Annotated in this window: 20 protein-coding genes and 2 pseudogenes; 8 read left to right on the plus strand and 14 right to left on the minus strand. The window is 71.1% G+C overall.

From position 1 onward, the window contains the following. Nucleotides 1-65 precede the first annotated feature (65 nt). The 6 genes and pseudogenes from folE to dacB form a co-directional block, all read right to left on the minus strand. Entirely contained in the window at nucleotides 66-671 is a 606-nt protein-coding gene (gene folE, locus D6270_RS14650) for a GTP cyclohydrolase I FolE (RefSeq protein WP_109164990.1), read from the minus strand. A gap of 164 nt (nucleotides 672-835) precedes the next feature. Further along, nucleotides 836-2,895, minus strand: a pseudogene (gene ftsH / locus D6270_RS14655) (ATP-dependent zinc metalloprotease FtsH). A gap of 186 nt (nucleotides 2,896-3,081) precedes the next feature. Next, nucleotides 3,082-3,621 carry a hypoxanthine phosphoribosyltransferase gene (gene hpt, locus D6270_RS14660; protein ID WP_032754715.1) on the minus strand — a complete coding sequence of 180 codons (540 nt, stop codon included), beginning with the start codon at nucleotides 3,619-3,621 and terminating at the stop codon, nucleotides 3,082-3,084. 98 nt (nucleotides 3,622-3,719) lie between these two features. After that, nucleotides 3,720-4,841 carry a tRNA lysidine(34) synthetase TilS gene (tilS, locus tag D6270_RS14665; RefSeq protein ID WP_109164988.1) on the minus strand — a complete coding sequence of 374 codons (1,122 nt, stop codon included), beginning with the start codon at nucleotides 4,839-4,841 and terminating at the stop codon, nucleotides 3,720-3,722. A 187-nt stretch (nucleotides 4,842-5,028) separates the two neighbouring features. Next, nucleotides 5,029-6,165 (minus strand): zinc-dependent metalloprotease, encoded by a 1,137-nt coding sequence (locus D6270_RS14670; RefSeq protein WP_109164987.1) that lies wholly within the window; start codon nucleotides 6,163-6,165, stop codon nucleotides 5,029-5,031. Between the two features lie 39 nt (nucleotides 6,166-6,204). Beyond that, on the minus strand, nucleotides 6,205-7,689 hold the full coding sequence (gene dacB, locus D6270_RS14675; RefSeq protein ID WP_109164986.1) for a D-alanyl-D-alanine carboxypeptidase/D-alanyl-D-alanine endopeptidase: 1,485 nt from the start codon (nucleotides 7,687-7,689) through the stop codon (nucleotides 6,205-6,207). 86 nt (nucleotides 7,690-7,775) lie between these two features. On the opposite strand from dacB, the gene D6270_RS14680 reads away from it, so the two are divergent. Both D6270_RS14680 and D6270_RS14685 read left to right on the plus strand, forming a co-directional pair. Next, nucleotides 7,776-8,270: an inorganic diphosphatase gene (locus D6270_RS14680; RefSeq protein WP_018514302.1), complete on the plus strand. Its 495-nt coding sequence runs from the start codon at nucleotides 7,776-7,778 to the stop codon at nucleotides 8,268-8,270. A gap of 176 nt (nucleotides 8,271-8,446) precedes the next feature. After that, nucleotides 8,447-10,150, plus strand: coding sequence for a threonine/serine exporter family protein (locus D6270_RS14685; protein ID WP_109164985.1), 1,704 nt, complete (start codon nucleotides 8,447-8,449; stop codon nucleotides 10,148-10,150). A gap of 81 nt (nucleotides 10,151-10,231) precedes the next feature. On the opposite strand, the gene D6270_RS14690 is transcribed toward D6270_RS14685, so the two are convergent. Beyond that, complete coding sequence (locus D6270_RS14690) at nucleotides 10,232-10,942, minus strand: DedA family protein (protein ID WP_109164984.1); 711 nt, start codon at nucleotides 10,940-10,942, stop codon at nucleotides 10,232-10,234. Between the two features lie 150 nt (nucleotides 10,943-11,092). On the opposite strand from D6270_RS14690, the gene D6270_RS14695 reads away from it, so the two are divergent. The 4 genes from D6270_RS14695 to D6270_RS14710 all read left to right on the plus strand — a co-directional run bounded on the left by D6270_RS14695 (nucleotide 11,093) and on the right by D6270_RS14710 (nucleotide 15,219). After that, a complete protein-coding gene (locus D6270_RS14695; RefSeq protein WP_018514299.1) occupies nucleotides 11,093-11,458 on the plus strand; it encodes a YbjQ family protein in 366 nt (121 codons plus the stop codon). 261 nt (nucleotides 11,459-11,719) lie between these two features. Then, nucleotides 11,720-13,006 carry an ion channel protein gene (locus tag D6270_RS14700; RefSeq protein ID WP_109164983.1) on the plus strand — a complete coding sequence of 429 codons (1,287 nt, stop codon included), beginning with the start codon at nucleotides 11,720-11,722 and terminating at the stop codon, nucleotides 13,004-13,006. A 123-nt stretch (nucleotides 13,007-13,129) separates the two neighbouring features. After that, nucleotides 13,130-13,753 carry an NAD(P)H:quinone oxidoreductase gene (gene wrbA / locus D6270_RS14705; protein WP_109164982.1) on the plus strand — a complete coding sequence of 208 codons (624 nt, stop codon included), beginning with the start codon at nucleotides 13,130-13,132 and terminating at the stop codon, nucleotides 13,751-13,753. A 38-nt stretch (nucleotides 13,754-13,791) separates the two neighbouring features. Beyond that, nucleotides 13,792-15,219, plus strand: a complete 1,428-nt coding sequence (locus D6270_RS14710; protein ID WP_109164981.1) for a glutamate decarboxylase — start codon at nucleotides 13,792-13,794, stop codon at nucleotides 15,217-15,219. A 6-nt stretch (nucleotides 15,220-15,225) separates the two neighbouring features. Here D6270_RS14710 and D6270_RS14715 read toward each other — a convergent pair. The 4 genes and pseudogenes from D6270_RS14715 to D6270_RS14730 form a co-directional block, all read right to left on the minus strand. Continuing rightward, nucleotides 15,226-15,480 (minus strand): annotated as a pseudogene (locus tag D6270_RS14715) (ABC transporter permease); the annotation flags it as partial. Between the two features lie 24 nt (nucleotides 15,481-15,504). Next, nucleotides 15,505-16,146, minus strand: coding sequence for a PadR family transcriptional regulator (locus D6270_RS14720; RefSeq protein WP_109164980.1), 642 nt, complete (start codon nucleotides 16,144-16,146; stop codon nucleotides 15,505-15,507). An 89-nt stretch (nucleotides 16,147-16,235) separates the two neighbouring features. Then, entirely contained in the window at nucleotides 16,236-17,693 is a 1,458-nt protein-coding gene (locus tag D6270_RS14725; RefSeq protein WP_109164979.1) for an aldehyde dehydrogenase family protein, read from the minus strand. A 58-nt stretch (nucleotides 17,694-17,751) separates the two neighbouring features. Continuing rightward, the gene (locus tag D6270_RS14730; protein WP_202419447.1) at nucleotides 17,752-18,633 is read right to left on the minus strand and encodes a Sco1979 family transcriptional regulator; all 882 of its coding nucleotides are present in this window, start codon (nucleotides 18,631-18,633) and stop codon (nucleotides 17,752-17,754) included. Between the two features lie 348 nt (nucleotides 18,634-18,981). Between D6270_RS14730 and D6270_RS14735 the strand changes: the two genes are divergently transcribed. Beyond that, the gene (locus D6270_RS14735) at nucleotides 18,982-19,488 is read left to right on the plus strand and encodes an ATP-binding protein (RefSeq protein WP_109164977.1); all 507 of its coding nucleotides are present in this window, start codon (nucleotides 18,982-18,984) and stop codon (nucleotides 19,486-19,488) included. Between the two features lie 86 nt (nucleotides 19,489-19,574). Here the strand turns inward: D6270_RS14735 and D6270_RS14740 are convergent, their stop codons facing one another. Next, nucleotides 19,575-19,811, minus strand: coding sequence for a DUF397 domain-containing protein (locus D6270_RS14740; RefSeq protein ID WP_031123986.1), 237 nt, complete (start codon nucleotides 19,809-19,811; stop codon nucleotides 19,575-19,577). 263 nt (nucleotides 19,812-20,074) lie between these two features. On the opposite strand from D6270_RS14740, the gene D6270_RS14745 reads away from it, so the two are divergent. Next, nucleotides 20,075-20,593: a hypothetical protein gene (locus D6270_RS14745; RefSeq protein WP_109164976.1), complete on the plus strand. Its 519-nt coding sequence runs from the start codon at nucleotides 20,075-20,077 to the stop codon at nucleotides 20,591-20,593. Nucleotides 20,594-20,605: 12 nt separating this feature from the next. On the opposite strand, the gene D6270_RS14750 is transcribed toward D6270_RS14745, so the two are convergent. After that, nucleotides 20,606-22,744, minus strand: coding sequence for an FUSC family protein (locus D6270_RS14750; RefSeq protein ID WP_109164975.1), 2,139 nt, complete (start codon nucleotides 22,742-22,744; stop codon nucleotides 20,606-20,608). A gap of 36 nt (nucleotides 22,745-22,780) precedes the next feature. Further along, nucleotides 22,781-23,983: a DUF2786 domain-containing protein gene (locus D6270_RS14755; RefSeq protein ID WP_109164974.1), complete on the minus strand. Its 1,203-nt coding sequence runs from the start codon at nucleotides 23,981-23,983 to the stop codon at nucleotides 22,781-22,783. Nucleotides 23,984-24,121: the final 138 nt, after the last annotated feature.

Here is a 24,121-nt window from a genome sequence, read left to right on the forward strand (position 1 = left end):
TGCCGCGCCCGTGCCGTCGGTTCGCGGAGCAGGCCCGTGTCAGCGGGCCACGGTGAGGCTCATCGTCAGCGCGCCATGATGAGGCTCATCGCCTCGGCACGCGTCGCGGGGTCCCGGAGCTGACCGCGCACCGCGGAGGTGAGCGTCTTCGCGCCGGGCTTGCGGATTCCCCGCATGGACATGCACATGTGCTCGCACTCGACGACGACGATGACTCCGCGCGGCTCCAGGATCGACATGAGGGATTCGGCGATCTGGGTGGTCAGCCGCTCCTGGACCTGCGGGCGGCGGGCGTAGACGTCCACCAGGCGGGCCAGCTTGGAGAGCCCGGTGATCTTGCCGGTGGCCGCCGGGATGTAACCGACGTGCGCGACGCCCCTGAAAGGCACCAGGTGGTGTTCACATGTCGAGAACACCTCGATGTCCTTGACCAGCACCATCTCGTCGTGACCCAGGTCGAACGTGGTCGTCAGGACATCCTCGGGCTGCTGGTACAGACCGGCGAATATTTCCTTGTACGCCCGCGCCACCCGCCCCGGTGTCTCCCTGAGGCCCTCCCGGTCCGGGTCCTCGCCGACCGCGATGAGCAGTTCACGTACGGCCGCCTCGGCCCGCTTCTCGTCGAATTCGCCGATCGATCCCTGGCCGTCCAGCGTCACCGGGTCGGTCATCTGTGCCTCGTTCCTCATGGCTGCCCCGTGCGCGGTTCGCACGTGGACATCGCAGGCATACGGAAAAGCCGCGCCCCCACAGGCTAAAACCTGGGGGGCGCGGCATCCATTCCGGACCTGGTGGGACCGCCGTGACGGAGGTCTCACCGGGGTGCGGTGCGGGGCTAGCTCTCGGGACGGTCCTCGGGGATCGCCTCCGTGGAGGGGGCGATGTCCTTGGTGAGGTCCGTCTTCGGGGCGATCTCCGGCGGGGTGGCCGAGCCGTTGGCGGTGGAAGCGCCGTTGGTGAGGGCCAGCTCCTTCGGCGAGAGCACCGGAGGCCGCGTCGACGGGGTGCGCCGGGCGGAGCCGGTCCATGCCGGGCGGGCGGGACGCTTGACGATCGGGGCGAAGATCTCCGCGATCTCGTCCTTGCCGAGCGTCTCCTTCTCCAGGAGTTCGAGCACGAGGGCGTCGAGGATGTCGCGGTTCTCGACGAGAATCTCCCACGCGTCGTTGTGGGCGGTCTCGATGAGCTTCTTGACCTCTTCGTCGACCAGCGCCGCGACCTCTTCCGAGTAGTCGCGCTGGTGGCCCATCTCGCGGCCCAGGAAGGGCTCCGAGTTGTCGCCGCCGAACTTGATGGCGCCGAGCCGCTCCGTCATGCCGTACTGCGTGACCATCGCGCGGGCCGTCGCCGTGGCCTTCTCGATGTCGTTCGCCGCGCCGGTGGTCGGGTCGTGGAACACCAGCTCCTCGGCCGCGCGCCCGCCCAGCATGTACGCCAGCTGGTCGAGCATCTCGTTGCGCGTCGTGGAGTACTTGTCCTCCTCCGGGAGCACCATCGTGTAACCGAGGGCGCGACCGCGGGAGAGGATCGTGATCTTGTGGACCGGGTCCGACTGGGGGAAGCCGCCGCGACCAGGGCGTGTCCGCCCTCGTGGTACGCGGTGATCTTCTTCTCCTTCTCGGACATGATCCGGGTCCGCTTCTGCGGGCCCGCCACGACGCGGTCGATGGCCTCGTCGAGACTCTCGTTGTCGATGAGCTTCTTGTCGCTGCGCGCCGTCAGGAGCGCGGCCTCGTTCAGCACGTTCGACAGGTCGGCACCGGTGAAGCCGGGCGTCCTGCGGGCGACGGCGCCTAGATCGACGTCCTTCGCGACCGGCTTGCCCTTCTGGTGGACCTTGAGGATCTCCAGCCGGCCCAGCATGTCCGGGCGGTCGACGGCGATCTGCCGGTCGAAGCGTCCCGGGCGCAGGAGGGCCGGGTCGAGGATGTCCGGGCGGTTGGTGGCGGCGATCAGGATGACCCCGCCCTTCACGTCGAACCCGTCCATCTCGACGAGCAGCTGGTTGAGCGTCTGCTCGCGCTCGTCGTGACCGCCGCCCATGCCCGCACCGCGGTGCCGGCCGACGGCGTCGATCTCGTCGACGAAGACGATCGCCGGGGCGTTCGCCTTGGCCTGCTCGAAGAGGTCGCGCACCCGGGAGGCACCGACACCGACGAACATCTCGACGAAGTCGGAGCCGGAGATCGAGTAGAACGGCACGCCCGCCTCGCCGGCGACGGCGCGAGCGAGCAGCGTCTTGCCCGTACCGGGCGGCCCGTAGAGCAGGACGCCCTTGGGGATCTTGGCGCCGACGGCCTGGAACTTCGCCGGCTCCTGGAGGAACTCCTTGATCTCGTGGAGCTCCTCGACCGCCTCTTCGGACCCCGCCACATCGGCGAAGGTCGTCTTCGGGGTGTCCTTGGTGATCAGCTTGGCCTTGGACTTGCCGAACTGCATGACCTTGGAGCCGCCACCCTGCATCTGGTTCATCAGAAACAGGAAGACGACGACGATCAGGACGAAGGGCAGCAGCGAGAGAAGGATCGAGACGAACGGGGACTGCTTCGACGGCGAGACGGTGTAACCCTTCTCGATGTCACCCGCCTCGAACTTCTTCTGGAGCGTGTCGGCGAGCTGGACGCCCTGGTTGCCGATGTAGCTCGCCTGGAACTTGGTGCCGGACTCGCCGGCAAGCTTCTGGCCCTTCTTCAGCTCGATCTTGAGAATTTGCTCGTCACCGGTGGTCAGCTTGGCCTGCTCCACCTGGTCCTTGCTGATCGCCTGGATCACCTTCGCGGTGTCCACCGTCTTGTAGCCGCCCGACGAGCCGACGACCTGCATCAACACGACCACGGCGAGGACGGCCAGCACGATCCACATGACCGGCCCACGGAAGTATCGCTTCACGTCCATCCATACGGAGCGAAGACGCCCCGTCCCTCCTGCCCGTAGGTAAATGCTGCTGTGTTTGAAAGCTCTGTTGGAAAAGAGTGCTCTTCGGACGGTACCCCAGCGAGAGGGCCCGCGACCGCTGCCTGCGGCGGAGAAACCCGCTTTCGAAGCTTCAACGGCCCGCGGGCGGCCAGGGTTCCCCGCCGGTCAGCCGCCGTAGACGTGCGGGGCGAGCGTGCCGACGAAGGGGAGGTTGCGGTACTTCTCCGCGTAGTCCAGCCCGTAGCCGACGACGAACTCGTTGGGGATGTCGAAGCCGATCCACTTCACGTCGATGGCGACCTTCGCGGCGTCCGGCTTGCGCAGCAGCGTGCAGACCTCCAGCGAGGCCGGCTCCCGGGAGCCCAGGTTGGACAGCAGCCAGGACAGCGTCAGGCCGGAGTCGATGATGTCCTCGACGATCAGGACGTGCTTGCCCTTGATGTCGGTGTCCAGGTCCTTGAGGATCCGGACGACGCCGGAGGACTGGGTGCCCGCCCCGTACGAGGAGACGGCCATCCAGTCCATCGTGACGGGGGTGGACAGCGCGCGCGCCAGGTCCGCCATGACCATCACCGCGCCCTTGAGGACGCCGACGATCAGCAGATCCTTGCCCGCGTACTCCGCGTCGATCTTCGCGGCCAGCTCGACGAGCTTCGCGTCGATCTCTTCCTTGGTGAGGAGCACCGACTGGAGGTCGCTGCCCATGTCCTTCTCGTTCACCCGCGTCTCTTTCTCGCCTGCCGGGCCCGGGGGTGTGCCCTGGGCCCGGCCCGGCTGTTCGCCTGAGGCTGGCCGCTCGCGCGTCAGCTCTGCCGAATGACCAGTCTGCCACCCTGCCGTCGGGCCTCGACGCGGCCGGGCAGGTTGATGGCCCGCTGGCCGCGCCAGCCGGTGATCAGGCGGTCGACTTCTTCGAGGTGGCGGGCGAAGAGGGAGCCGGCGGGCGCACCGGCCTCGATGACGGCCCGGCGCAGCACCCGGCGGCGGACGGCAGGGGGCAGGACGTAGAGCTTGGCGCACTCCAGCTGGCCGGTCTCGTCGCGTACGGCGAGCTCGGCCTCGGCGGCCCAGGTGTCCAGGGCGTCGGCGTCGTCGCGGGAGAGCTGGGCCGTCCGGGCGAGGGCTTCGACGACGCCTTTGCCGAGCGCCTTCTCCAGGGCGGGCAGGCCCTCGTGGCGGAGGCGGGAGCGGGTGTAGGCGGGGTCGATGTTGTGCGGGTCGTCCCAGACGGGGATCGACTGGACCAGGCACGCCTTGCGCGCGGTCTGCCGGTCGAGTTGGAGGAAGGGGCGGCGGTAGCGGCCGGCGGGTCCGGAGGCGGCGGCCATACCGGAGAGCGAGCGGATGCCGGAGCCGCGGGCGAGGCCGAGGAGGACGGTCTCGGCCTGGTCGTCGCGGGTGTGGCCGAGGAGCACGGCGGCGGCTCCGTGGCGCTCGGCGGCGGCGTCCAGCGCGGCGTAGCGGGCATCGCGGGCGGCGGCCTCGGGGCCGCCCTCGCGTCCGACGTGCACGGCGACGGCCTCGACGGGGTCGAGGTCCATGGCGGCGAGCCGGGTGACGACCTCGGCGGCGCGGAGGCCGGATCCCGACTGGAGGTTGTGGTCCACGGTGATGCCGCCGGCCCGGACGTCGAGTTTGCGGGCCTCGAAGGCGAGGGCCGAGGCGAGCGCCATGGAGTCGGCGCCGCCGGAGCAGGCGACGAGGACCAGGGGGGCGGCGGGCCGTTCGGTGAGGGCGGCGGTGCGGGGGCGGCTGCCCGCCGTACCGGCTTCGGCGTAGCGGGGGGCGGCGGAGGCGGGCGCGGTGCGCCGGGCCTCTGCGGCGGGGCGGCCGGGGCCGTCGTGCCGGTGGAATTCGGTGAGGACGTCGTGGAGTACGCGGCGGACCGCCAGGCGTATCGCCGCGACCGCAGGATGGGGACCCATGTCCGGTGCCCTTCGTGGAGGTTCGGGAGGAGCGCCGAGCGCCGGAACGCGTAAGTCCCGTCACTCAGAGTGCGTCGATGGTGACAGAGGCAAGCTGTCCTTCGAGCATTGCACGCCTTCCCATGCCCTCATGGTCCCTCGGATGGGTGATTGGAGGGCACTTTCCCGGTCCTGGGCCGGGGAAGGGTCACGATTCGGCCTTACGGTGCACCCGCGCGACCCACTCCGCGGGTTTGGCGATCTCCGCCTTGGTCGGGAGGGTGTTGGGCGAGGTCCAGACCCGGTTGAAGCCGTCCATGCCGACCTCTTCGACGACCGATCGTACGAACTTCTCGCCGTCCTTGTACTGCCGGAGCTTGGCGTCCAGGCCGAGCAGCTTGCGCAGCGCCTGGTCGAGGCGGCCGGCGCCCTGGGCCCGGCGCTTCTGGAACTTCTCCCGGATCTCGGCGACGGAGCCGACGACCTCGGGGCCCACGCCGTCCATCACGAAGTCCGCGTGGCCCTCCAGGAGGGACATCACGGCGGTGAGGCGGCCGAGCACCTCGCGCTGGGCGGGGGTCTGGACGACGTCGACGAGGCTGCGTCCGCCGTCGTCGCCGCGCTCGCCCTCGGGGCGGCCGGCCCCGGAGAGGGACTGGGCGGCCTCGCGGAGCCGCTCCAGGAAGGTCATCGGGTCGACGTCGGTCTCGTCCAGGAATGACTGGATCTCGCCCTGGAGGTGGTCGCGGAGCCAGGGGACGCCGGTGAACTGGGTGCGGTGGGTCTCCTCGTGGAGGGCGACCCAGAGCCGGAAGTCGTGCGGGTCGACGTCGAGTTCCCGCTCCACGTGGACGATGTTGGGCGCGACCAGGAGCAGCCGTCCGCCGCCGTCGGCGGAGCCGGGCAGCTCCCGGGTGGCGGGGGCGAACGTCTCGTACTGGCCGAGGATCCGGGAGGCGAGGAAGGAGAGCAGCATGCCCAGCTCCACACCGGTGACCTTGCCGCCGACCGCGCCGAGCACGGCTCCGCCGGGTCCGCCGGAGCGGCGGCTCTCCATCTTGGCGAGCAGCGGGCGCAGCAGTTCGCGGAAGCCGGCGACGTTGGCCTTGATCCAGCCGGCCCGGTCGACGACCAGGACCGGGGTGTCCTCCGGCTCGATGCCCTCGGGGATCATCCGGGTGAAGAGGCGGACGTGTTCCTCGGAGGCCTTGGCGTGCCGGCGGAGCTCCGCGACGACGGCACGGGCCTCCTCGCGGCTGATCTCGGGCCCGGGCCGCACCAGTCGGGTCGCGGTCGCGACCGCGAGGTTCCAGTCGACCATCTCTGCACCACCGATGCTCGTCATGCGTCAACCGTACGTGAGCGATTCGCCCGGTGGTGGGGTTCAGGGCCTGTCGACCGGCCCGGCGAGGGCGGCGGCCAGGGCGTCGAGGGCGGATTCGGCCGCGGACGGGTTCTCGGAGCCGGAGGCGAGGAAGGCGAAGGCGAGCAGCCGGCCCTGGGGGTCGACGACGGTTCCGGCGAGGGCGTTGACGCGGCTGAGGGTGCCGGTCTTGGCGCGGATCAGGCCCCTCGCGCCGGTGTCGTCCCGGTAGCGGGTGCTGAGGGTGCCGTTGAAGCCGGCGACGGGGAGGCCGGTGAGGACGTGGCGCAGTCCGGGCCGCTCCGGGTCGGCGGCGCGGGCCAGGAGGGTGGTGAGGAGGGCGGGGGTGACGCGGCCCTCGCGGTCGAGTCCGCTGCCGTCGGCGAGGCGGGCCCCGTCGGTGGGCACTTCGAGCTTCCTGAGTTCGGCGGTGACGGCGCGGCGGGCGCCCGCGAAGTCGGCGCTCTCGCCCTTGGCGATGGCGGTCTGCCGGGCGAGGGCCTCGGCGATGTCGTTGTCGCTGTTGGTGAGGGTGCGCTCCACGAGGGCGGAGAGCGGGGCGGAGTGGTGGGTGGCGACCGTACGGGCCCCGGCGGCCGCCCGGGCCTCACGGGGGGCGCCGGTGACCTCGGCGCCCGCCTTCTCCAGCTGGGCGGCGAAGGCGCGGGCGGCGTCTTGGGCCGGGTCCTCCGTACGGGTGGCGGGTCCGCGGTCCGTGCCGTCGACGCGGCCCTCGTCGACCATCAGGGCGGTGACGGGGGCGATGTTCGTGTTGGGGCTGATCGGGTGGAGCACGGGACCGGTGTAGCGGGAGGTGTCGTACGTGAGCCGTACGGGCTCCTTGCCGTCCTCGCCCAGGGCCTTGGCCGCGGAGACCGCCAGGGACTTCAGGGCGGCCTTGCTCAGGGTGGGGTCGCCGCCGCCGACGAGGGTGAGGGTGCGGGCGTCCTCGGAGAGCCGGACCGTGGTGGCGATGCGGTGGTCGGGGCCCAGGGCGGAGAGCGCCGCGACGGTGGTGGCAATCTTGACGGTGGAGGCCGGGGTCATCGGGGTGGCGGCGCCGCGCCCGTACAGCTCCTTGCCGGTGGCGGTGTCGATGACGGAGGCGGCCGTCCTCGTACCCAGTTCGGGTGCGCCGATGAGCGGGGCGAGGGCGGTGCGCAGACTCGCGGGGTCCTGGGGGGCCGAACGGGTGTGGGCCGTGTCGAGGGCGGCGAGGACGGCGGCGGCGCTGGGGGCCGGTTCCGGGGCGCCGGGCAGCGTACGACCGTGATGTACGCCACCTGTACGGTCCGTGGCGGCTGCCAGCTGCCGCTCGGCCTTACGCTGACCGTTGTCCCAGGGACCGGCGGCGAGGACGGCGCCGGTGGCCACGACCAGGCCGAGCACGGCGGAGCCTGCGACGACCTGCCAGGTGTTGGACCCGTTGCGCTTGCTCTTCAGGTTCTTGATCCGGCCCCAGGGGTCCGACGGGCGGTTCGACGGTTCTTCCACCGGCTCGGCCACCGTTGACCAGCCCCTTTCGCGAGCACTCTTCTGCGTGGGGGACACTTAACCACCAGTCGTATGTGTTGATCATGGAGGAGCCACCCGTGGAGTTCGACGTCACCATCGAGATCCCGAAGGGTTCGCGGAACAAGTACGAGGTGGACCACGAGACCGGTCGGATCCGCCTGGACCGTCGACTCTTCACCTCGACCAGCTACCCGGCCGACTACGGCTTCGTCGAGAACACCCTCGGCGAGGACGGCGACCCGCTGGACGCGCTGGTCATCCTGGACGAGCCGACCTTCCCCGGCTGCCTCATCAAGTGCCGTGCCATCGGCATGTTCCGGATGACGGACGAGGCCGGCGGCGACGACAAGCTGCTGTGTGTCCCGGCGTCGGACCCGCGGGTGGAGCACCTGCGCGACATCCACCACGTGTCGGAGTTCGACCGCCTGGAGATCCAGCACTTCTTCGAGGTCTACAAGGACCTGGAGCCGGGCAAGTCCGTCGAGGGTGCCGACTGGGTCGGCCGTACCGAGGCGGAGGCCGAGATCGAGGCCTCGTACAAGCGTCTTGAGGCCCAGGGCGGCAAGCACTGACGTACCTCTTCCGGTTCCGCTTGTGAGCCGGACGGCCGTACGCGAACGGGCGGCACACCTTCACCGGTGTGCCGCCCGTTCCGCTGTGCGCACCGCCTCGTCATGCGGGGGTCATGTCGGTGGCCATACTGGGCACACGTGCGCCCGGAAGATCAGCCGAGGAGGAGCGAGGTCGAGTGGTGGCGGAATCGGGCGGTCCGGAGGACCAGAAGCCCCAGTCCGACGAGGCGCGGAGCGCTTTCGCCCCGCCTGCCGGGACGATGCAGCCGGTGTCGCCGCCCGAGGAGGACCACCCGACATCGGAGTTCGCGATCCCGACCGGGGTGCACCACGAGGCGGGCGGCTCGGGTGGTTCCGGCGGCGGCTCCACGGGCGGCCCGAACTCGGACACGCTGAGTTCCGCTTTCACCCCGCCGAGCTCGTACAACGCCCAGCAGGCGCCGCCCGCTTTCACCCCGGCGCAGGGCATTCCGATGGTCAAGCTGACCAAGGAGGCGCCCTGGCAGGACCGGATGCGCACGATGCTCCGGATGCCGGTGACCGAGCGCCCGGCCCCGGAGACCGTCCAGCGCACCGACGACGAGACCGGGCCCGCCGTGCCGCGCGTCCTGGACCTGACGCTGCGTATCGGGGAGCTGCTGCTGGCGGGCGGCGAGGGCGCCGAGGACGTCGAGGCGGCGATGTTCGCGGTGACCCGTTCCTACGGGCTGGACCGCAGCGAGCCGACCGTCACGTTCACACTGCTGTCCATCTCGCACCAGCCCTCACTGGTCGACGACCCGGTGACGGCGAGCCGTACCGTACGCCGCCGGGGCACCGACTACACCCGGCTGGCGGCGGTCTTCCGGCTGGTCGACGACATCACCAGCGAGGACGCCGAGGTCTCCCTGGAGGAGGCCTACCGGCGGCTTGCGGAGATCCGGCGTAACCGGCACCCGTACCCGGGCTGGGTGCTGACGGCGGCCGCCGGGCTGCTGGCCGGTTCGGCCTCCGTGCTGGTCGGCGGTGGGCCGCTGGTGTTCCTGGTGGCGGCGGCGGGCGCGATGCTCGGCGACCGGCTGGCCTGGCTGTGCGCCGGGCGCGGGCTGCCGGAGTTCTACCAGTTCACGGTGGCCGCGATGCCGCCCGCCGCGATGGGGGTGGCGCTGACGCTGACCCATTCGACGGACATCCGCCCGTCCGCGGTGATCACCGGTGGGCTGTTCGCGCTGCTGCCGGGGCGGGCGCTGGTGGCGGGGGTGCAGGACGGGCTGACCGGCTACTACATCACCGCCTCCGCCCGCCTGCTGGAGGTCATGTACTTCTTCATCGGTATCGTCGCCGGCGTGCTGATCGTGCTGTACCTGGGGCTGCAACTGGGGGCTCAGCTCAACCCCGAGGCCCGGTTCGTGGCGTATAACGAACCGGTGGTGCAGATCCTCGCCTCGATGGCGTTGAGCCTGGCCTTCGCGGTGCTGCTCCAGCAGGAGCGCTCGACCGTGCTGGCGGTCACCCTGAACGGTGGTGTCGCCTGGATCATCTTCGCGGCGATGGCCCGGACCGGGGAGATCTCGCCGGTCGCGGCGACGGCGGTGGCGGCCGGTCTGGTGGGGCTGTTCGGCCAGCTGTTCTCGCGCTACCGGTTCACCTCCTCGCTGCCGTACATCACGGCGGCGATCGGGCCGCTGCTGCCCGGTTCGGCGACGTACTTCGGTCTGCTGGGCGTGGCGCAGAACGAGCTGGACACCGGGCTCGCCTCGCTGTCCACGGCGGTCGCGACGGCGCTGGCCATCGCGATCGGGGTGAACCTGGGGAGCGAGATCTCGCGGCTGTTCATGGGGGTGCCGGGCGCGGTCGGCGGGGCGAGCCGCCGGGCGGCGAAGCGGACCAGGGGGTTCTAGGCCTGTCCCGGCCCACGGAAAGCGCCCCTCCCCGGAGACTCGGGGAGGGGCGCTTTCCGTACGCGTCCGTACGGGAACGGGTCAGCGCTTGGCGTGGCGGCCGCGCTGGCCGGAGGCCGGGGGGGCCGGGGGGCCGTCCGGGTTCTGCGCGGCCTCGGCGGCGGCGGCCTTCTTGCCCTGGCTGCGGGCCCGCAGGACCTCGACCACGATCGGCACCACCGAGATCAGCACGATCAGGATGAGGATCATCTCGATGTTCTCGTGCACGAAGTCGATCTTGCCGAGCATCGCGCCGAGCACGGTGACGCCGACGCCCCAGAGGATCGCGCCGACGATGTTGTACGTGATGAAGGAGCGGTAGTTCATCCGGCTGACGCCCGCGATGATCGGTGTGAACGTGCGCACGATGGGCACGAACCGCGCCAGGACCAGCGACTTCGGCCCGTGCTTCTCGAAGAATTCGTGGGCCTTCTCGACGTTCTCCTGCTTGAAGAGGCGGGAGTCCGGGCGCTTGAAGAGGGCCGGGCCGACCTTGCGGCCGAAGAGATAGCCCACCTGGTCGCCGACGATCGCGGCGACGGCGATCAGCGTGCAGACGAGCCAGAGCGGGTACTTCAGCTGTCCCGTGGTCACCAGCAGCCCCGTGGTGAACAGCAGGGAGTCGCCGGGCAGGAAGAAGCCGATCAGGAGTCCGGACTCGGCGAAGACGATGAGAAGAAGGCCGGGGAGGCCGAACGTATTGAGCAGATAGTCCGGGTCCAGCCAGCTCGGGCCGAGCGCAAGCGTATTCAAGGGTCCGGGCTCCAGGATGTGTGCGGTGGGGGCTCTGTAGGCCGCCCCAAGCTATCAACGCCCGGTGAACGTCCTTGGTTCCAGTGGCGGACGGCGGGAATGCGCATCTTACGGAGCAGCACGAGGCTGACCACAGGAGGTGCCACAAACATGGGCATTGAGGATTTCGGCGGCGGCCAGACGGCCCAGGCGGACGTGCTGGTCGTCACCACGAATGACGTACCCGGCTATCAGGTGACACAGGTCATCGGTGAGGTCTTCGGACTCACCGTGAGGTCGCGCCACCTCGGCAGCCAGATCGGCGCCGGGTTGAAGTCGATGATCGGCGGCGAGCTGAAGGGGCTGACCAAGACCCTGGTGGAGACCCGTAACCAGGCGATGGAGCGGCTCGTGGAACAGGCCAGGGCGCGGGGCGCCAACGCGGTTCTGATGATGCGGTTCGACGTCTCGGAGGCGGCGGACGTGGGCACGGAGGTCTGCGCATACGGGACGGCGGCGGTGATCAGCAAGGTGTGAGGCGGGTCCGGTGGACCCCCGGGGGGGCGGCCGGGGTGGCGCGGGCCGGAGGCGCGGACGAGACGCGGACCGGTGCGCGGGGCGGGGCGCGGGTCGGGGGCTCGGGGCGGGGCCCAGGTCGGGGCGCGGGCCGGGGGCTCGGGTCGGAGGCGCGGACGAGACGCGGACCGAAGTGGCACGGGCGGGACGCGCACCGGGACGCGGTGCCACTGGAGGGCGCAATGGTCTGGTTTATCTGTTTCGTCACCCTAGGGTGTGCCGGTGGCCCCCGAATCCCCCGCGCCTGCGCACCCCCACCCCTCGGCCGCCCCCGCCCGGCGGCTCCTGCCGCTCGTGGTGCCCGCCATCGCCGTCGGTATCGTCTGCGCGCTGATCCTGCTCGCGGTCAGCCTGCTGGCGGAACGGCTCCAGGACGCGCTCTGGCAGACCCTGCCGGACGCGCTCGGCGTAGGGCGGTTCTCCTCGCTCTGGATGATCGTCATGCTCACCGCGACCGGCCTCGCGGTGGGGCTGGTCCTGCGGGCGGTGCCCGGGCACGGCGGGGCCGACCCGGCCACCACCGGGCTGGTGGACGCGCCGATGCGGCCGGGCATCGTCCCCGGACTGCTCCTGGTGACCGTGCTGGCGCTGGCGGGCGGGGTGAGCCTCGGACCGGAGAACCCGATCACCGCCGCCAACATCGCCCTCGCCTACTGGATCGGCCGGCGGGCCGCTCCAGGCGCGCCTGCCGAGCTCTGGGTGGCGCTGGCCGCCGCCGGGACGGTCGGCGCCCTTTTCGGCACCCCGATCGCCGCCGCGCTGATCCTCTCCGAGTCGCTGGCCTCGCAGCCGGGGCCCGGGGCGTTCTGGGACCGGCTCTTCGCGCCGCTCGCGGCCGGTACGGCGGGGGCGCTGACCATGTCGCTGATCGCGGAGCCCAGTTTCGACCTCTCGCTCCCCGCGTACACCGGACCGCACTGGGGTGACCTGCTCTCCGCCCTCCTGATCGCCTCGGCGGGCGCGCTCCTCGGCCTGGCGGCGGTGTACGTGTTCCCGCTGGCGCACCGGGCCTTCCGCGCGCTGCGGTACCCGGTGCTCGCGCTGACCCTCGGCGGGCTGGTGCTGGGGCTGCTCGGGGCGCTGGGCGGCCATCTGACCCTCTTCAAGGGGCTGGACGAGGTGAAGGAGATCGCCGGGGACCCGAACGGGTGGTCGGCCGGGGAGTTCGCCGGGATGGCCGTGGTGAAGATGGCCGCGCTGGTCATCGCGGCGACGTGCGGCTTCCGGGGCGGGCGGATCTTCCCGGCGGTCTTCGCGGGGGCGGCGCTCGGCCTCTGCGCCCACGCCCTGGTCGACGCCGTGCCGCCGGCGCTCGCGGTCTCCTGCGCGGTGCTGGGCGTGCTCCTCGCCGTGACCCGGCAGGGGTGGGTGAGCCTGTTCACGGCGGCGGTGCTGGTCAGCGACGCGTCCGTACTGCCGCTGCTCTGTGCCGCCACCCTGCCCGCCTGGCTGCTGGTGACCGGGCGGGCGCAGATGCAGCTGGACGGGGCGGGCAAGGCGCTGCGGTGAGACGACGGTGATGCGTACGGAGGCGGGTCCGCCCGGCGCGCCGGGTGCGGCGGATATCCGTATCGTCAGCTTGGTACAGCTGTGTGCCGTTTCGACCTGATGCTGTCCCGACGGAGGTCCCGTATGTCCACGCCCGTCAACGTCGCCGTCATCTACTACTCGTCCACCGGCACGATCGCCACCATCGCCCGGGCCATCGCCGAGGACGCGGAGCGGGCCGGGGCCCAGGTGCGGCTGCGCAAGGCCGCCGAGCTGGCCCCGCAGGCGGCCATCGACTCCAACCCGGCCTGGGCCGCCAACCTGGAGGCGACCGCCTCCGTCCCGGAGGTCTCGCCGGACGACATGGTCTGGGCGGACGCGGTGATCTTCGGTTCGCCGACCCGGTACGGGAACGTCGCCGCGCAGCTCAAGCAGTTCATCGACGCCCTGGGCGGGCTCTGGCAGTCCGGGCAGCTGGCCGACAAGGTCTACAGCGGCTTCACCGCCAGCGCCACCGCCCACGGCGGCCAGGAGTCCACGCTGCTCGCGCTCTACAACACGATCCACCACTTCGGCGGCATCCTCGTCTCCCCCGGTTACACCGACCCGTCGAAGTTCGTCGACGGCAACCCGTACGGCACCTCGCACGTGTCCGGGCAGGGCGACCTCCCCGTCGGTGACGTGACACTGACCGCCGCCCGTGTGCAGGCCGAGCGCGTCGTGAAGTTCACCCGGGCGCTGAAGGCCGGCCTCGCCGCCGAGAGCTGAGAGACGAGAAGACGAGACCGGAGAAAGGTTGCTCCCCCATGCCGCTCCACCGAGGCGCCCATCCGCAGCGGGACGAACACTCCGAGGAGCGGCGCAGGCTCGCCCTCAACCCCTTCTTCGGCGAGGCCGATCCGACGGCCGCGATGAACACGGCGCCGCCCCGGCACCGGCTCCCCGACGGGCCGCTGCCCCCGCAGACGGCGTACCGGCTGGTCCATGACGAGCTGATGCTGGACGGCAACTCCCGGCTCAACCTGGCCACCTTCGTCACCACCTGGATGGAGCCGCAGGCCGGGGTGCTGATGGGTGAGTGCCGCGACAAGAACATGATCGACAAGGACGAGTACCCGCGCACCGCCGAGCTGGAGCGGCGCTGTGTGGCGATGCTCGCCGACCTGTGGAACGCGCCCGATCCGGCGACCGCCGTGGGGTGTTCGACCACCGGGTCGAGTGAGGCGTGCATGCTGGCCGGGCTCGCGCTGAAGCGCCGCTGGGCCAAGCGGAACGCCGACCGCTATCCGGCGACCGCCCGGCCCAATCTGGTGATGGGCGTCAATGTGCAGGTCTGCTGGGAGAAGTTCTGCAACTTCTGGGAGGTGGAGGCCCGGCAGGTCCCGATGGACGGCGAGCGCTTCCATCTCGACCCGGAGGCCGCCGCCGAGCTCTGCGACGAGAACACGATCGGCGTCGTCGGCATCCTCGGCTCCACCTTCGACGGATCCTACGAGCCCATCGCCGATCTCTGCGCGGCCCTGGACGCCCTCCAGGAGCGCACCGGCCTTGATGTCCCCGTCCACGTCGACGGCGCCTCCGGCGCGATGGTGGCACCCTTCCTCGACCCGGACCTGGTGTGGGACTTCCAGCTTCCGAGGGTCTCCTCGATCAACACCTCGGGCCACAAGTACGGGCTGGTCTACCCGGGCGTCGGCTGGGCGCTGTGGCGTACGGCGGACGAGCTGCCGGAGGACCTGGTCTTCCGGGTCAACTACCTGGGCGGCGACATGCCGACCTTCGCGCTGAACTTCTCCCGGCCCGGGGCCCAGGTGGTCGCGCAGTACTACACGTTCCTGCGCCTCGGGCACGACGGCTACCGGGCGGTCCAGCAGGCCTCCCGGGACGTGGCCTGCGGGCTGGCCCGGGAGATCGAGGAGCTGGGCGACTTCCGGCTCCTGACCCGGGGCGACGAGCTGCCGGTCTTCGCCTTCACGACCAAGCCGGAGGTCCACGCGTACGACGTGTTCGACGTCTCCCGCCGGCTGCGGGAACACGGCTGGCTGGTCCCGGCCTACACGTTCCCCGCCAACCGGCAGGACCTGTCGGTGCTGCGGGTGGTGTGCCGCAACGGGTTCTCCTCGGACCTGGCCGCCCTGCTGATCGAGGACCTCAAACTGCTGCTGCCCGAACTGCGGGCGCAGAAGCACCCGTTGAGCCATGACCGGGCGGCCCCGACGGCGTTCCACCACTAGGGCCCGCTACCGGCTCAGCCGCGCGAACCGGCCCATCGCCAGCGGGAAGAACACCACGATGATCGCCACCGGCCAGAGCACGGCGAGGAGTTGGGCGTGTTCGGCGGCCCAGGATCCGGTGGCGCCGCCCGGGTTGCCGAACAACTCCCGTACGGCGGTGGCGGTCGCGGACATCGGATTCCACTCGACCACCGCGCCCAGCCGGCCCGGCATCGACGCCGGTGCGGCGAACACGTCGGAGAGGAAGCCGACCGGCCAGACGGCTCACTTATGCGCCAAACTTGATCACTCGTCGTCCCCGGGATCCGGGACACCTGTCGCGTACGGGTTCTCCTCGCCCTCCGCCAGCACTCCGACGAACGGGTCGCCCTCGCCCGCGAAGGTGTACGCGCCGCCCTCGATCCGTGCGATCAGGCCCCGGGTCCACTCCGCGCCCGCGTCGGCCGAGTGCACCCACAGGTTCATGATCTCGCCGATGTGGCCGAGGGATTCGGGGCCGTCCTCGGGCGTGTAGTACCCGGTGACCGAGTCCCGCCACTCCTTGATGCCCTCCACCCGCTCCTTGAGCAGCGTCACCGCCTCCTCGCGGGGCAGGTCGACGATGAACCCGATCGCCGCCGAGAGGACGTCGAGGCTCTGGTCGTAGGAGCGGATGGCGTCGCGCAGGAGGGTGCGGTACTCGGCGAGGCCGTCCTCCGTCACCTCGTACTCGGTACGCGGCGGGCCCCCGGCCGTGGAGGGGGCCGTCTCGTGCGCCAGGAGCAGGCCCTGCTTCGCCATCTGCTTCAGGGCGTGGTAGATCGACCCGGGCTTGGCGTTGGACCACTCGTGGGCGCCCCAGAACTCCAGGTCGTTGCGGACCTGGTAGCCGTGCGCGCGGCCGTGCATGCGCACAGCGCCGAGGACCAGCAGCCGGATCGCGGACATGGCACCCACCCCTTCCTACTCAACTTTGACTAGGGTAGCCCGGCCGATCGGAAGGGAAGAGTCCGCCGGGGCCCCGGACCTCCAGGGGCTCAGAAGGGGAAGACCGAGCGGCCGTGCTGGATCGACATCCAGCGCTGCGTCGTGAACGCATCCACCGCCGCCTCGCCGTTCAGCCGCCCCGTCCCTGACGCCTTCTCCCCGCCGAAGGGGACCAGCGGGTCGTCCTGGACGGTGGAGTCGTTGACGTGGAACATCCCGCTGTCGATCCGCCGCGCGAACCGCACCCCGCGCTCCACGTCCCCGGTGTGAACGGCGCCGCTCAGTCCGTAGGGGCCGTCGTTGACGATCCGTACGGCGTCGTCCTCGCCGTCGAACGTCACCAGCAGGGCCACCGGGCCGAGGATCTCCTGCCGGAGCAGCGGGGAGTCCTCCGCGAGGCCGGTGAGAACGGTCGGCGCGACGACGTTGCCGACGGTCCGGCCGCGTACGAGAGCCGTCGCGCCGTCCTCGATGGCCCGGTCCACCAGGGCGTCCAGGGCATCGGCCTGGAAGGCGTTGATGACGGGCCCGACGGTGGTCTCCGGGTCCCTCGGGTCGCCGGCCTTGAGGGCGGCCACCCGGGCGGTGAACTCCTCGGCGAACTCCCCCGCCACCGCCCGGTCCACCAGGATGCGCGTGGCGGCCAGGCAGGTCTGCCCCTGATAGACGAAGCGGCTGAAGAGAGCCGCCCGGACCGCGTGGTCGACGTCGGCGTCCGCCAGCACCACGAGGGCGCTGTTGCCGCCCAGTTCGAGAACGGTCCGCTTGAAGGCCCCGGCCGCGGTGGCGGCGATGTGCCGGCCGACCCGCTCGGAGCCGCTGAACGAGATCACCTTGGGCACGGGGTGCTCGATGAACGCGTCGCCGATCTCGGCACTGTCGGTGATGACGACGTTGAGCAGCCCGGCCGGCAGCCCGGCGTCCTCGAATATCTTCGCGATCAGCCCGCCGCCGACGACGGGCGCGTTCTGGTGGGGCTTGACGACGACCGCGTTGCCGAGTGCCAGGGCGGGTGCGACGGACTTCATCGCCACCAGGAAAGGGAAGTTGAAGGCGCTGATGACGCCCACGACACCGACGGGCAGCCGGTGGACCCGGTTCTCCCGGCCGTCCCCCACGGCCGGCAGCAGCCTCGCGGTGGGCCGCACAGTCTGGCGGACCGCCTCGCGCAGGAACTCCGACGCCGCGTGCACCTCGTGCGCCGCCCTCGACCGGATGCCGCCCAGTTCGTCGATGATCGCCTCGGTGATCTCCTCGGCGAGCTCTTCGGTGATCCGGAGCGCGCGCTCGATGACAGCGCGCCGCACGTACGGGCTGACGGCGGCCCACTCCCGCTGCGCCCGCTCGGCCGCCCGGTAGGCGCGGTCGACCTCCAGCGCGGTGGCCACAGTGACGGCGGCGAGTTTCTCACCGTTGTAGGGATTGAAATCGATGATGTCCCACGAGCCGCTGCCGTCCAGCCACTCGCCGTCGATGTACTGGTGGGCCAGTTCACGGAAGAAGGACATGCAATCCCTTACTGCAGGCGTTCGCAGACTCCTGATGTGGCGTCATCGTAACGAGAAATCACGTCAGTTGGAGGAGTCCGCGCAGGAGATCCCGACTCTCCTCGGGACCGGGACTGTCCTTGCGCAGGCAGCCCATGGCCTTTTCGTACTGCGCGACTTCCTCCGCCTTGTCCAGATAGAGCGCACTTGTCAGCTGCTCCAAATAGACAATGTCCGACAGATCGGATTCCGGAAATCGGAGCATGGTGAACGAACCGCTCTCACCCGCATGCCCTCCGTAACTGAAGGGCATGACCTGAAGCGTGATGTTCGGCTGCTCCGACATGTCGATCAGATGCCGCAATTGGGCGCGCATCACTTCGCGTTCGCCGTACGGACGGCGCAGCGCGGCTTCGTCGAGAACGGCGTGGAAGACCGGGGCCCGCTCGGATACGAGGGCCTTCTGGCGCTCCAGCCGCAGGGCGACGCGGCGGTCGATCTCGGCGGCGGACGCGCCGCGCATTCCACGGGAGACGACGGCGTGGGCATAGGCCTCGGTCTGCAACAGGCCGTGCACGAACTGGACTTCATAGATACGGATGAGCGAGGCCGCCCCCTCCAGCCCTACATAGGTCTGGAACCAGCCGGGCAGCACATCTCCGTAACTGTGCCACCAGCCCGCCACATTGGCCTCGCGCGCCAGACCGAGAAGCGGGTCGCGCTCCGCGTCGTCCGCGACACCGTAGAGCGTGAGCAGATCCTCGACATCCCTGGCCTTGAAGCTCACCCGTCCCAACTCCATGCGGCTGATCTTCGATTCGGAGGCTCGGATGGAGTAGCCGGCCGCCTCACGGGTGATACCGCGCGACTCCCGCAGCCTTCTGAGCTGAGAGCCCAGCAGGATGCGCCGCACCACCGATCCACTCGACTCGCCTGCCGACACTGGCCCAACCCTCCCCATCGCCTACCGGGCACTCGGGGCGCCCCCAGAACCCCTCGACCCCGAAGCCAGGATTCTGCCACCAAAACGCTTCAGCCCGTACTCATTCGATTACGGAAATGAGAAGACGTCCGGAAAGCTCCGAAACTGCCCGACGGAAGAAATACGCCGGAATCACCACGGTACCGGGCAGGTCCGGCGCGTGCACGTGCATCTGCCCTTGCATCTGCTCTACGCATTGGGAAGCATGACCCCTGCGCACCTGCGTGCTCGTGTTGTGCCGCTGTACCCCCGCAGTACCGCTTACAGGCAGTGCCGCTACAGCCGCGAATCCCGGGAGTGCCTCGTATGGGGACGAATGGATCGACGATGCTCGAGCCGTTACGGCAGGGGCTTCCCCCGACCGATCCCTCAGGGGTCGCCGGCTCAGCCTCCTGCGCTCTGCCCGCCCGTTTTGAAGCGGTCGGCGGAGCACGGCAGTTCACCAGGTCCACCCTGGACCGGTGGGAGCTGGGCGACCGTTTCGACGATGTCGCCCTGGTGGTGTCCGAGCTCGTCACCAACGCCCTGCGCCACGCACTGCCGAGCGATCCGCCCCGGGAGTTCCAGGACCCGCCGGTGCGGCTGCATCTGATGCGCTCGAGCTCGCGGCTGGTCTGCGCGGTGCGCGATCCCAGCCGGGACAGCCCGGTGGCGGGCGAGGCGGCGGACTCCGCCGAGTCGGGCCGCGGCCTGTTCCTGGTGGAGTGCGTCAGCGACAGCTGGGGCTGGCACCCCTCACCCGCACCGGCCGGTGAGTTCCCGGCCGCGCCCCTGCACGGCAAGGTGGTCTGGGCACTGTTCCGGCTCTCGGACTGCGCGAAGAACGGACAGTGAGCGAAGGCGACTTGGGCCCCGCGAGGGGCCAGGGGAATCATCCGTCCGACTGGCCGCCGGAGTCAGCCTCCAGCCGTCAGATGGCCTCAGGCTGTCAGGTGGTCGAACTCGCCGTCCTTGACGCCGAGCAGCAGCGCCTCGATCTCGGCCGGCGTATAGACGAGCGCGGGCCCGTCGGGATGGCGGGAGTTCCGCATCGCGACATCCCCTCCGGGCAGTTTCGCGAACTCCACGCAGGATCCCTGGGAGTTGCTGTGCCTGCTCTTCTGCCAGACGACTCCGCGAAGCTCTGTGGCCGCCATGCCGTTGTACACGTGGTGCACAGGACGCTCCCCGAGTTGCAAGGTGCAAGTGTCAACTAAGTCGGATCATAGCTCTGTTCATATGCCGATGCATGAGCAGATGCACGTGCACACGGGGTGTTGCTTTGACTACAGGTATTCCTTCCGGGACGACACCCTGAAGGATGCCTCGAAGGAGAGACGAACAGCACGCCCATTTCGCTCCCCCTTAACGGAGTTGAGGATACGAACCTTGGTAACGTGACGCGGTCTTTCGACCGGAAAACAGCAAGGGGGAACTCCACGTGACCAGCTTTGTACGCACCGGTGGTGTCGTGGTCGCCGCCATGGCCGCCGCACTGGCACTGACCGCGTGCGGCAGTGACGACGACGCGGGCAAGGGTTCCGGCGGCGGGTCGACCGCGACGCCCGGCGGCGACCAGGGTTCGGAGAGCACCGGCGTGGACGCGGCGGCACTGGAAGGCACCTGGGTGGGGCTGACGGACGGCAAGAACGTCACCGTCTCCATCACCGCGGGCAAGGTCGCCCTCGTCGCCGACCAGTCCGTCTGCCAGGGCGACGTCAAGGACATGGGCGAGATGATGCTCGCGCTGAAGTGCACCGGCGGGTCCGACGACCGCACCATGGGCTCCATCGAGTCCAACGACGGGAAGAAGCTGGTCGTCTCGTGGGACGGCGGTGCCAAGGACACCCTGTCCAAGGCCGAATCAGGCAAGCTGCCGACGGATCTGCCGTCGCTGCCCTCAGACCTGCCGTCGCTGCCCGAGCTGCCGGAGCTGCCCGAGGTGCCCCCGGCGTCCTGAGGCCCGGGCGTCTCAGCCCTCTTCCCGGTTCTCCGCGAGGGTGCTGCTCACGCGGGTGGAGCCGCCCCGCTCGTCCAGGGCGCGGGTGAACTCCTCCAGCGCCTCCAGGAGCAGCGCCGCGCCCCGGCGCACCACCGGGTCGCCGGCCAGTGCCGTACCGTCCCGCGCCGGCGTCGGCACATCCCAGTGGGCCACCGCGTCCACCACCGGCTGCCAGTCGGGCAGCCGCCGCTCCCGTACCGCCTTGGCGCCCCTCTCGGTGGCCCGGCGCAGCGCCTCGGCCAGCTGGGCGGCGCCGGGCACCGGGTCGGCCGAGCGGGCCGGGAGGTGGGCCTCCAGCACCATCGCGGAGCGGCCGAGCTGGGCCAGGGCGTGCTGGGCGTCGGTGGCGGCGGCCCGGGAGATGCCCCGGTGGCGTACGGGTTCGTGCTGGGCGGTCGCCAGCGCCTCCTGCCAGGCGACCCTGGCCTCCCGGGTCGCGATCAGGGCGTCCCGTACCTCGTCCAGGTCGCGGTGGGCCGGATCGGCGTAGCGGTCGACCACCGTCGCCGCGTACCGCCCGTCCGCCACCAGCCACTCGGCCAGCCGGTTGCGCAGCCGCGGGGTCTCCCAGGCCGGGTAGAGGGCGTACGAGATCATCGCCAGGAGCCCGCCGACCAGCGTGAGCACGATGCGTTCGGTGACGGTCTGGGACCAGTCGTCGCCCGCCATGCCGAGCAGGAAGACGACGTAGCCGGAGACGCAGACCTGGCCGACGGCGTACCCGGTCCGCATCAGCAGGTACATCAGCCCGGCGCAGACCACCGCCAGGAGCGCGGAGAGCCGGGCGTCGGGGTGGGCGGTCTGCACGATGGCGGTGGCGAGGCCGATCCCGATCAGGGTGCCGCAGAAGCGGGCCACGGAGCGGCCGTACGTCTGCGAGAACTCCGGGCGCATCACCATGACGGCGGTCATCGGCGCCCAGTAGCCGTGCCCGAGCGGCAGGGCGGCGCCCACGAAGTACCCGGCCACGGCGACCACCGCGACCCGGATCGCGTGGCGCAGGATCGGGGAGCCCGGGTGCAGCTCCCGGCGCATCGCCTTCACCACCACCGGCACGAGCCGCAGCAGGGTCGGGCGGTGCCGGGTGTCCGGGGCGAGGTTCTCGGGCAGGCCGCTCTCGGTGCCGGTGCCCTCCGCGATCTCCAGGACGTCGTCCAGCAGGGCGGCGAGGCGGTCGGCGGCGCGGAGGGCGGGGCCGACGAGGATCACGTCGTTGTCGGGGGTCTTGAGGACGCCGAGGTCGGTGGCGGAGAGGTGGACGGGCTCGCCGTACCGGACGGCCCGCGCGGCGGCGTCCAGCACGGACCCGGCCGCGCCGAGCAGCTCGTTCACCCAGGCCCGCTCCAGGCCGTCGCCGGGGACGCCCATCGCCGGATCGGCCAGCGAGGCGAGGACCGGGCGCAGCCGCTCCGCGATGCCCCGGGCGCCGTGGAGTTCGGCGGGGCGGCGACGGGCCTCGCGCGGGGTGACAGCGGCGGCGCTGCGGGCGGTCATCAGGGGCAGCGGGTCGAAGGGGGCGACCGGGTCGTGGCGCAGCCTGCGGGCGTAGTCGGCCTCGGCGGCCAGCGCGTCGGCGAGCGCGTCGCGCTGGGCCCCCCATCTGCGGACCGGGAACAGGACGATCAGCGCCGCCTGGACCACCCCGCCGACCAGGATCATCCCGGCGTGGGCGGCGGCGTCCTCGACGGAGGTGGGCAGGGTGATCGTCACCAGCATGATCGCGACGTTGGACGAGGCGATGATCCCGCCCGTCGGGCCCGCCGCCCAGGCCAGACCGGCCAGGAAGGTCCAGACGCCGAGCAGGCAGAGGAAGAGCACGGGCTGCGAGGCGGTGACGTAGCCGAGGAAGGTGGAGACGGCGAGGCTGGCGCCGGAGACGAGGGCGAGCACGGGGCGCGGGCGCCAGCTGCGCTGGAAGGTGGCGATGGCCGCCTGGAAGGCGCCGAACGCCGAGCTCGCCGCGATCTCCGGCCCGAAGAGGACCAGGCTCGTCCCGACGACGAGGGCGAGCCCGGCCGCCCCGCGGAAGGCGATGAGCGGTTCGAGTCTCTGCCGCTCGATCTCCAGCCCCGAGCGGGCGGTCTCCTTCAGCGCCCGGAGCCAGCTCATGGGCCGAGCCTAGCCTCCGGAAGGGACAAGCCGGGCTTACGCCATGATTTCGCCGTCACGTTCGCGGGAGCCTTCTGAGGAGCTGCCCATACGGGCACGGTCGGCGGCCTCGGTGCCGTGGTTCCAGCCGTCCAGGTCGGTGGCGCCGCGGACCCGGGTGGTGGTGGTCCGGGGGAACATCCGCTCGGTGGTCTCGGTGACGGCGACGTCCCGGGCGGCGAGGACGGGGAGCAGGCCGCCGGTGCCCGTGTCGGCGCCGGTGGCGGTGCCGCTGGTGGCCGCGGTCGCCGTGGCCTGTTCGGCGGTGTCGGCGAGCCGGGTGCCCAGCCGTTGCGCGTACGCCATCAGGAACGACTGCCGGAAGGTCTTGGTCCGCTTACGGCCGGAGGCCCGTTGCCCGGCCTCCGCCCGGGTCATCGCCGCCGTGCCCTGGACGAGCAGTGAGGTGAACAGCAGCTCCACGGCCTCCAGGTCCGGCTCGAAGCCGACGACCGTGCTGAAGCCGAGGTCGCCGTTCCAGACGGCCTGGCAGCGGTTGGCCGAGGCCACGGCGTCCAGCAGGATCGCCTTCGCGCTCTCGTACGGGGGCTCCACCCCGATCCGGCACGCCCCGGGGCTCTCGGTGCGGTGGCTGCGGGCGGCGATGAGGGCCTCGTCGATGCTGTGCCGGGCCATCAGCTCCTGCGCCTTGCCCGTCAGCGCCTCGGCCTCCTCCGGGAACCCGGTCGCCTCCGCCTTCGCCAGCAGCGCCCTGATCCGGGTGAGCATGCGGGGCTCGTCGGGGGCGGGCGGCCGGTGCAGGTGGTCGGCTGCGGTGCCGGGGGCCGGGCCGACGGACTCGATCGCGGGGAGCCGGAGCAGCAGCCGGTACAGCTCCAGAAGATCGGAGGCGTAGGAGAAGCGGTCGGGCTTGTTGCGCGGGGCGGGTATCGGTCCGGGCAGCTCGGCGAGCTGGGCGCGCCAGCGGGGCGGCAGCTCCCCGTACCGGGCGGTCTCGGCGGCGATCAGCGTGGCCGCCAGCACCGCCCGCCGCTCGTCCAGCTCCAGCCGGACGAACCGGACCAGATCTGCGGGGTGCCAGCCCCTGCCCCAGGCCCGGGTCACGAACTCCTCGCCGCGCCGGTGCAGCGCGTCGTCCGCGTCGGGGGCGGCGGCGAGCAGGGAGGCCCCGGTGTCCAGAGCCGCGTCACCCTCCGCGTAGAGCGCCGCCGCGCATGCCTGGTCGATCACCGGTTCCATCCGACCAGGGTAGGCGGGGTGCGGGGGTGCGGGGGTGCGGGTGGCTGGTCGGTCCGGGCCGCGGGGACCTCGCGGGGTGGGCGGCCGTGTTCGCGTGGCGGAAGGCGTGGCCCCGGGTGCCGCGGCCCCGGCTCCAGG

Source organism: Streptomyces griseus subsp. griseus (assembly GCF_003610995.1).
Lineage (GTDB): Bacteria > Actinomycetota > Actinomycetes > Streptomycetales > Streptomycetaceae > Streptomyces.

What these genes read in the sequence shown, in the direction of transcription:
- D6270_RS14725 (WP_109164979.1), bottom strand. Translation starts at nt 17,693, where the DNA reads ATGTCCTTCTTCCGTGAACTGGCCCACCAGTACATCGACGGCGAGTGG.
- wrbA (WP_109164982.1), top strand. Translation starts at nt 13,130, where the DNA reads ATGTCCACGCCCGTCAACGTCGCCGTCATCTACTACTCGTCCACCGGC.
- D6270_RS14695 (WP_018514299.1), top strand. Translation starts at nt 11,093, where the DNA reads ATGGGCATTGAGGATTTCGGCGGCGGCCAGACGGCCCAGGCGGACGTG.
- D6270_RS14750 (WP_109164975.1), bottom strand. Translation starts at nt 22,744, where the DNA reads ATGAGCTGGCTCCGGGCGCTGAAGGAGACCGCCCGCTCGGGGCTGGAG.
- D6270_RS14755 (WP_109164974.1), bottom strand. Translation starts at nt 23,983, where the DNA reads ATGGAACCGGTGATCGACCAGGCATGCGCGGCGGCGCTCTACGCGGAG.
- D6270_RS14720 (WP_109164980.1), bottom strand. Translation starts at nt 16,146, where the DNA reads ATGTCCGCGATCCGGCTGCTGGTCCTCGGCGCTGTGCGCATGCACGGC.
- tilS (WP_109164988.1), bottom strand. Translation starts at nt 4,841, where the DNA reads ATGGGTCCCCATCCTGCGGTCGCGGCGATACGCCTGGCGGTCCGCCGC.
- folE (WP_109164990.1), bottom strand. Translation starts at nt 671, where the DNA reads ATGACCGACCCGGTGACGCTGGACGGCCAGGGATCGATCGGCGAATTC.
- D6270_RS14735 (WP_109164977.1), top strand. Translation starts at nt 18,982, where the DNA reads ATGCTCGAGCCGTTACGGCAGGGGCTTCCCCCGACCGATCCCTCAGGG.
- hpt (WP_032754715.1), bottom strand. Translation starts at nt 3,621, where the DNA reads ATGGGCAGCGACCTCCAGTCGGTGCTCCTCACCAAGGAAGAGATCGAC.
- D6270_RS14670 (WP_109164987.1), bottom strand. Translation starts at nt 6,165, where the DNA reads ATGACGAGCATCGGTGGTGCAGAGATGGTCGACTGGAACCTCGCGGTC.
- D6270_RS14710 (WP_109164981.1), top strand. Translation starts at nt 13,792, where the DNA reads ATGCCGCTCCACCGAGGCGCCCATCCGCAGCGGGACGAACACTCCGAG.
- D6270_RS14730 (WP_202419447.1), bottom strand. Translation starts at nt 18,633, where the DNA reads ATGGGGAGGGTTGGGCCAGTGTCGGCAGGCGAGTCGAGTGGATCGGTG.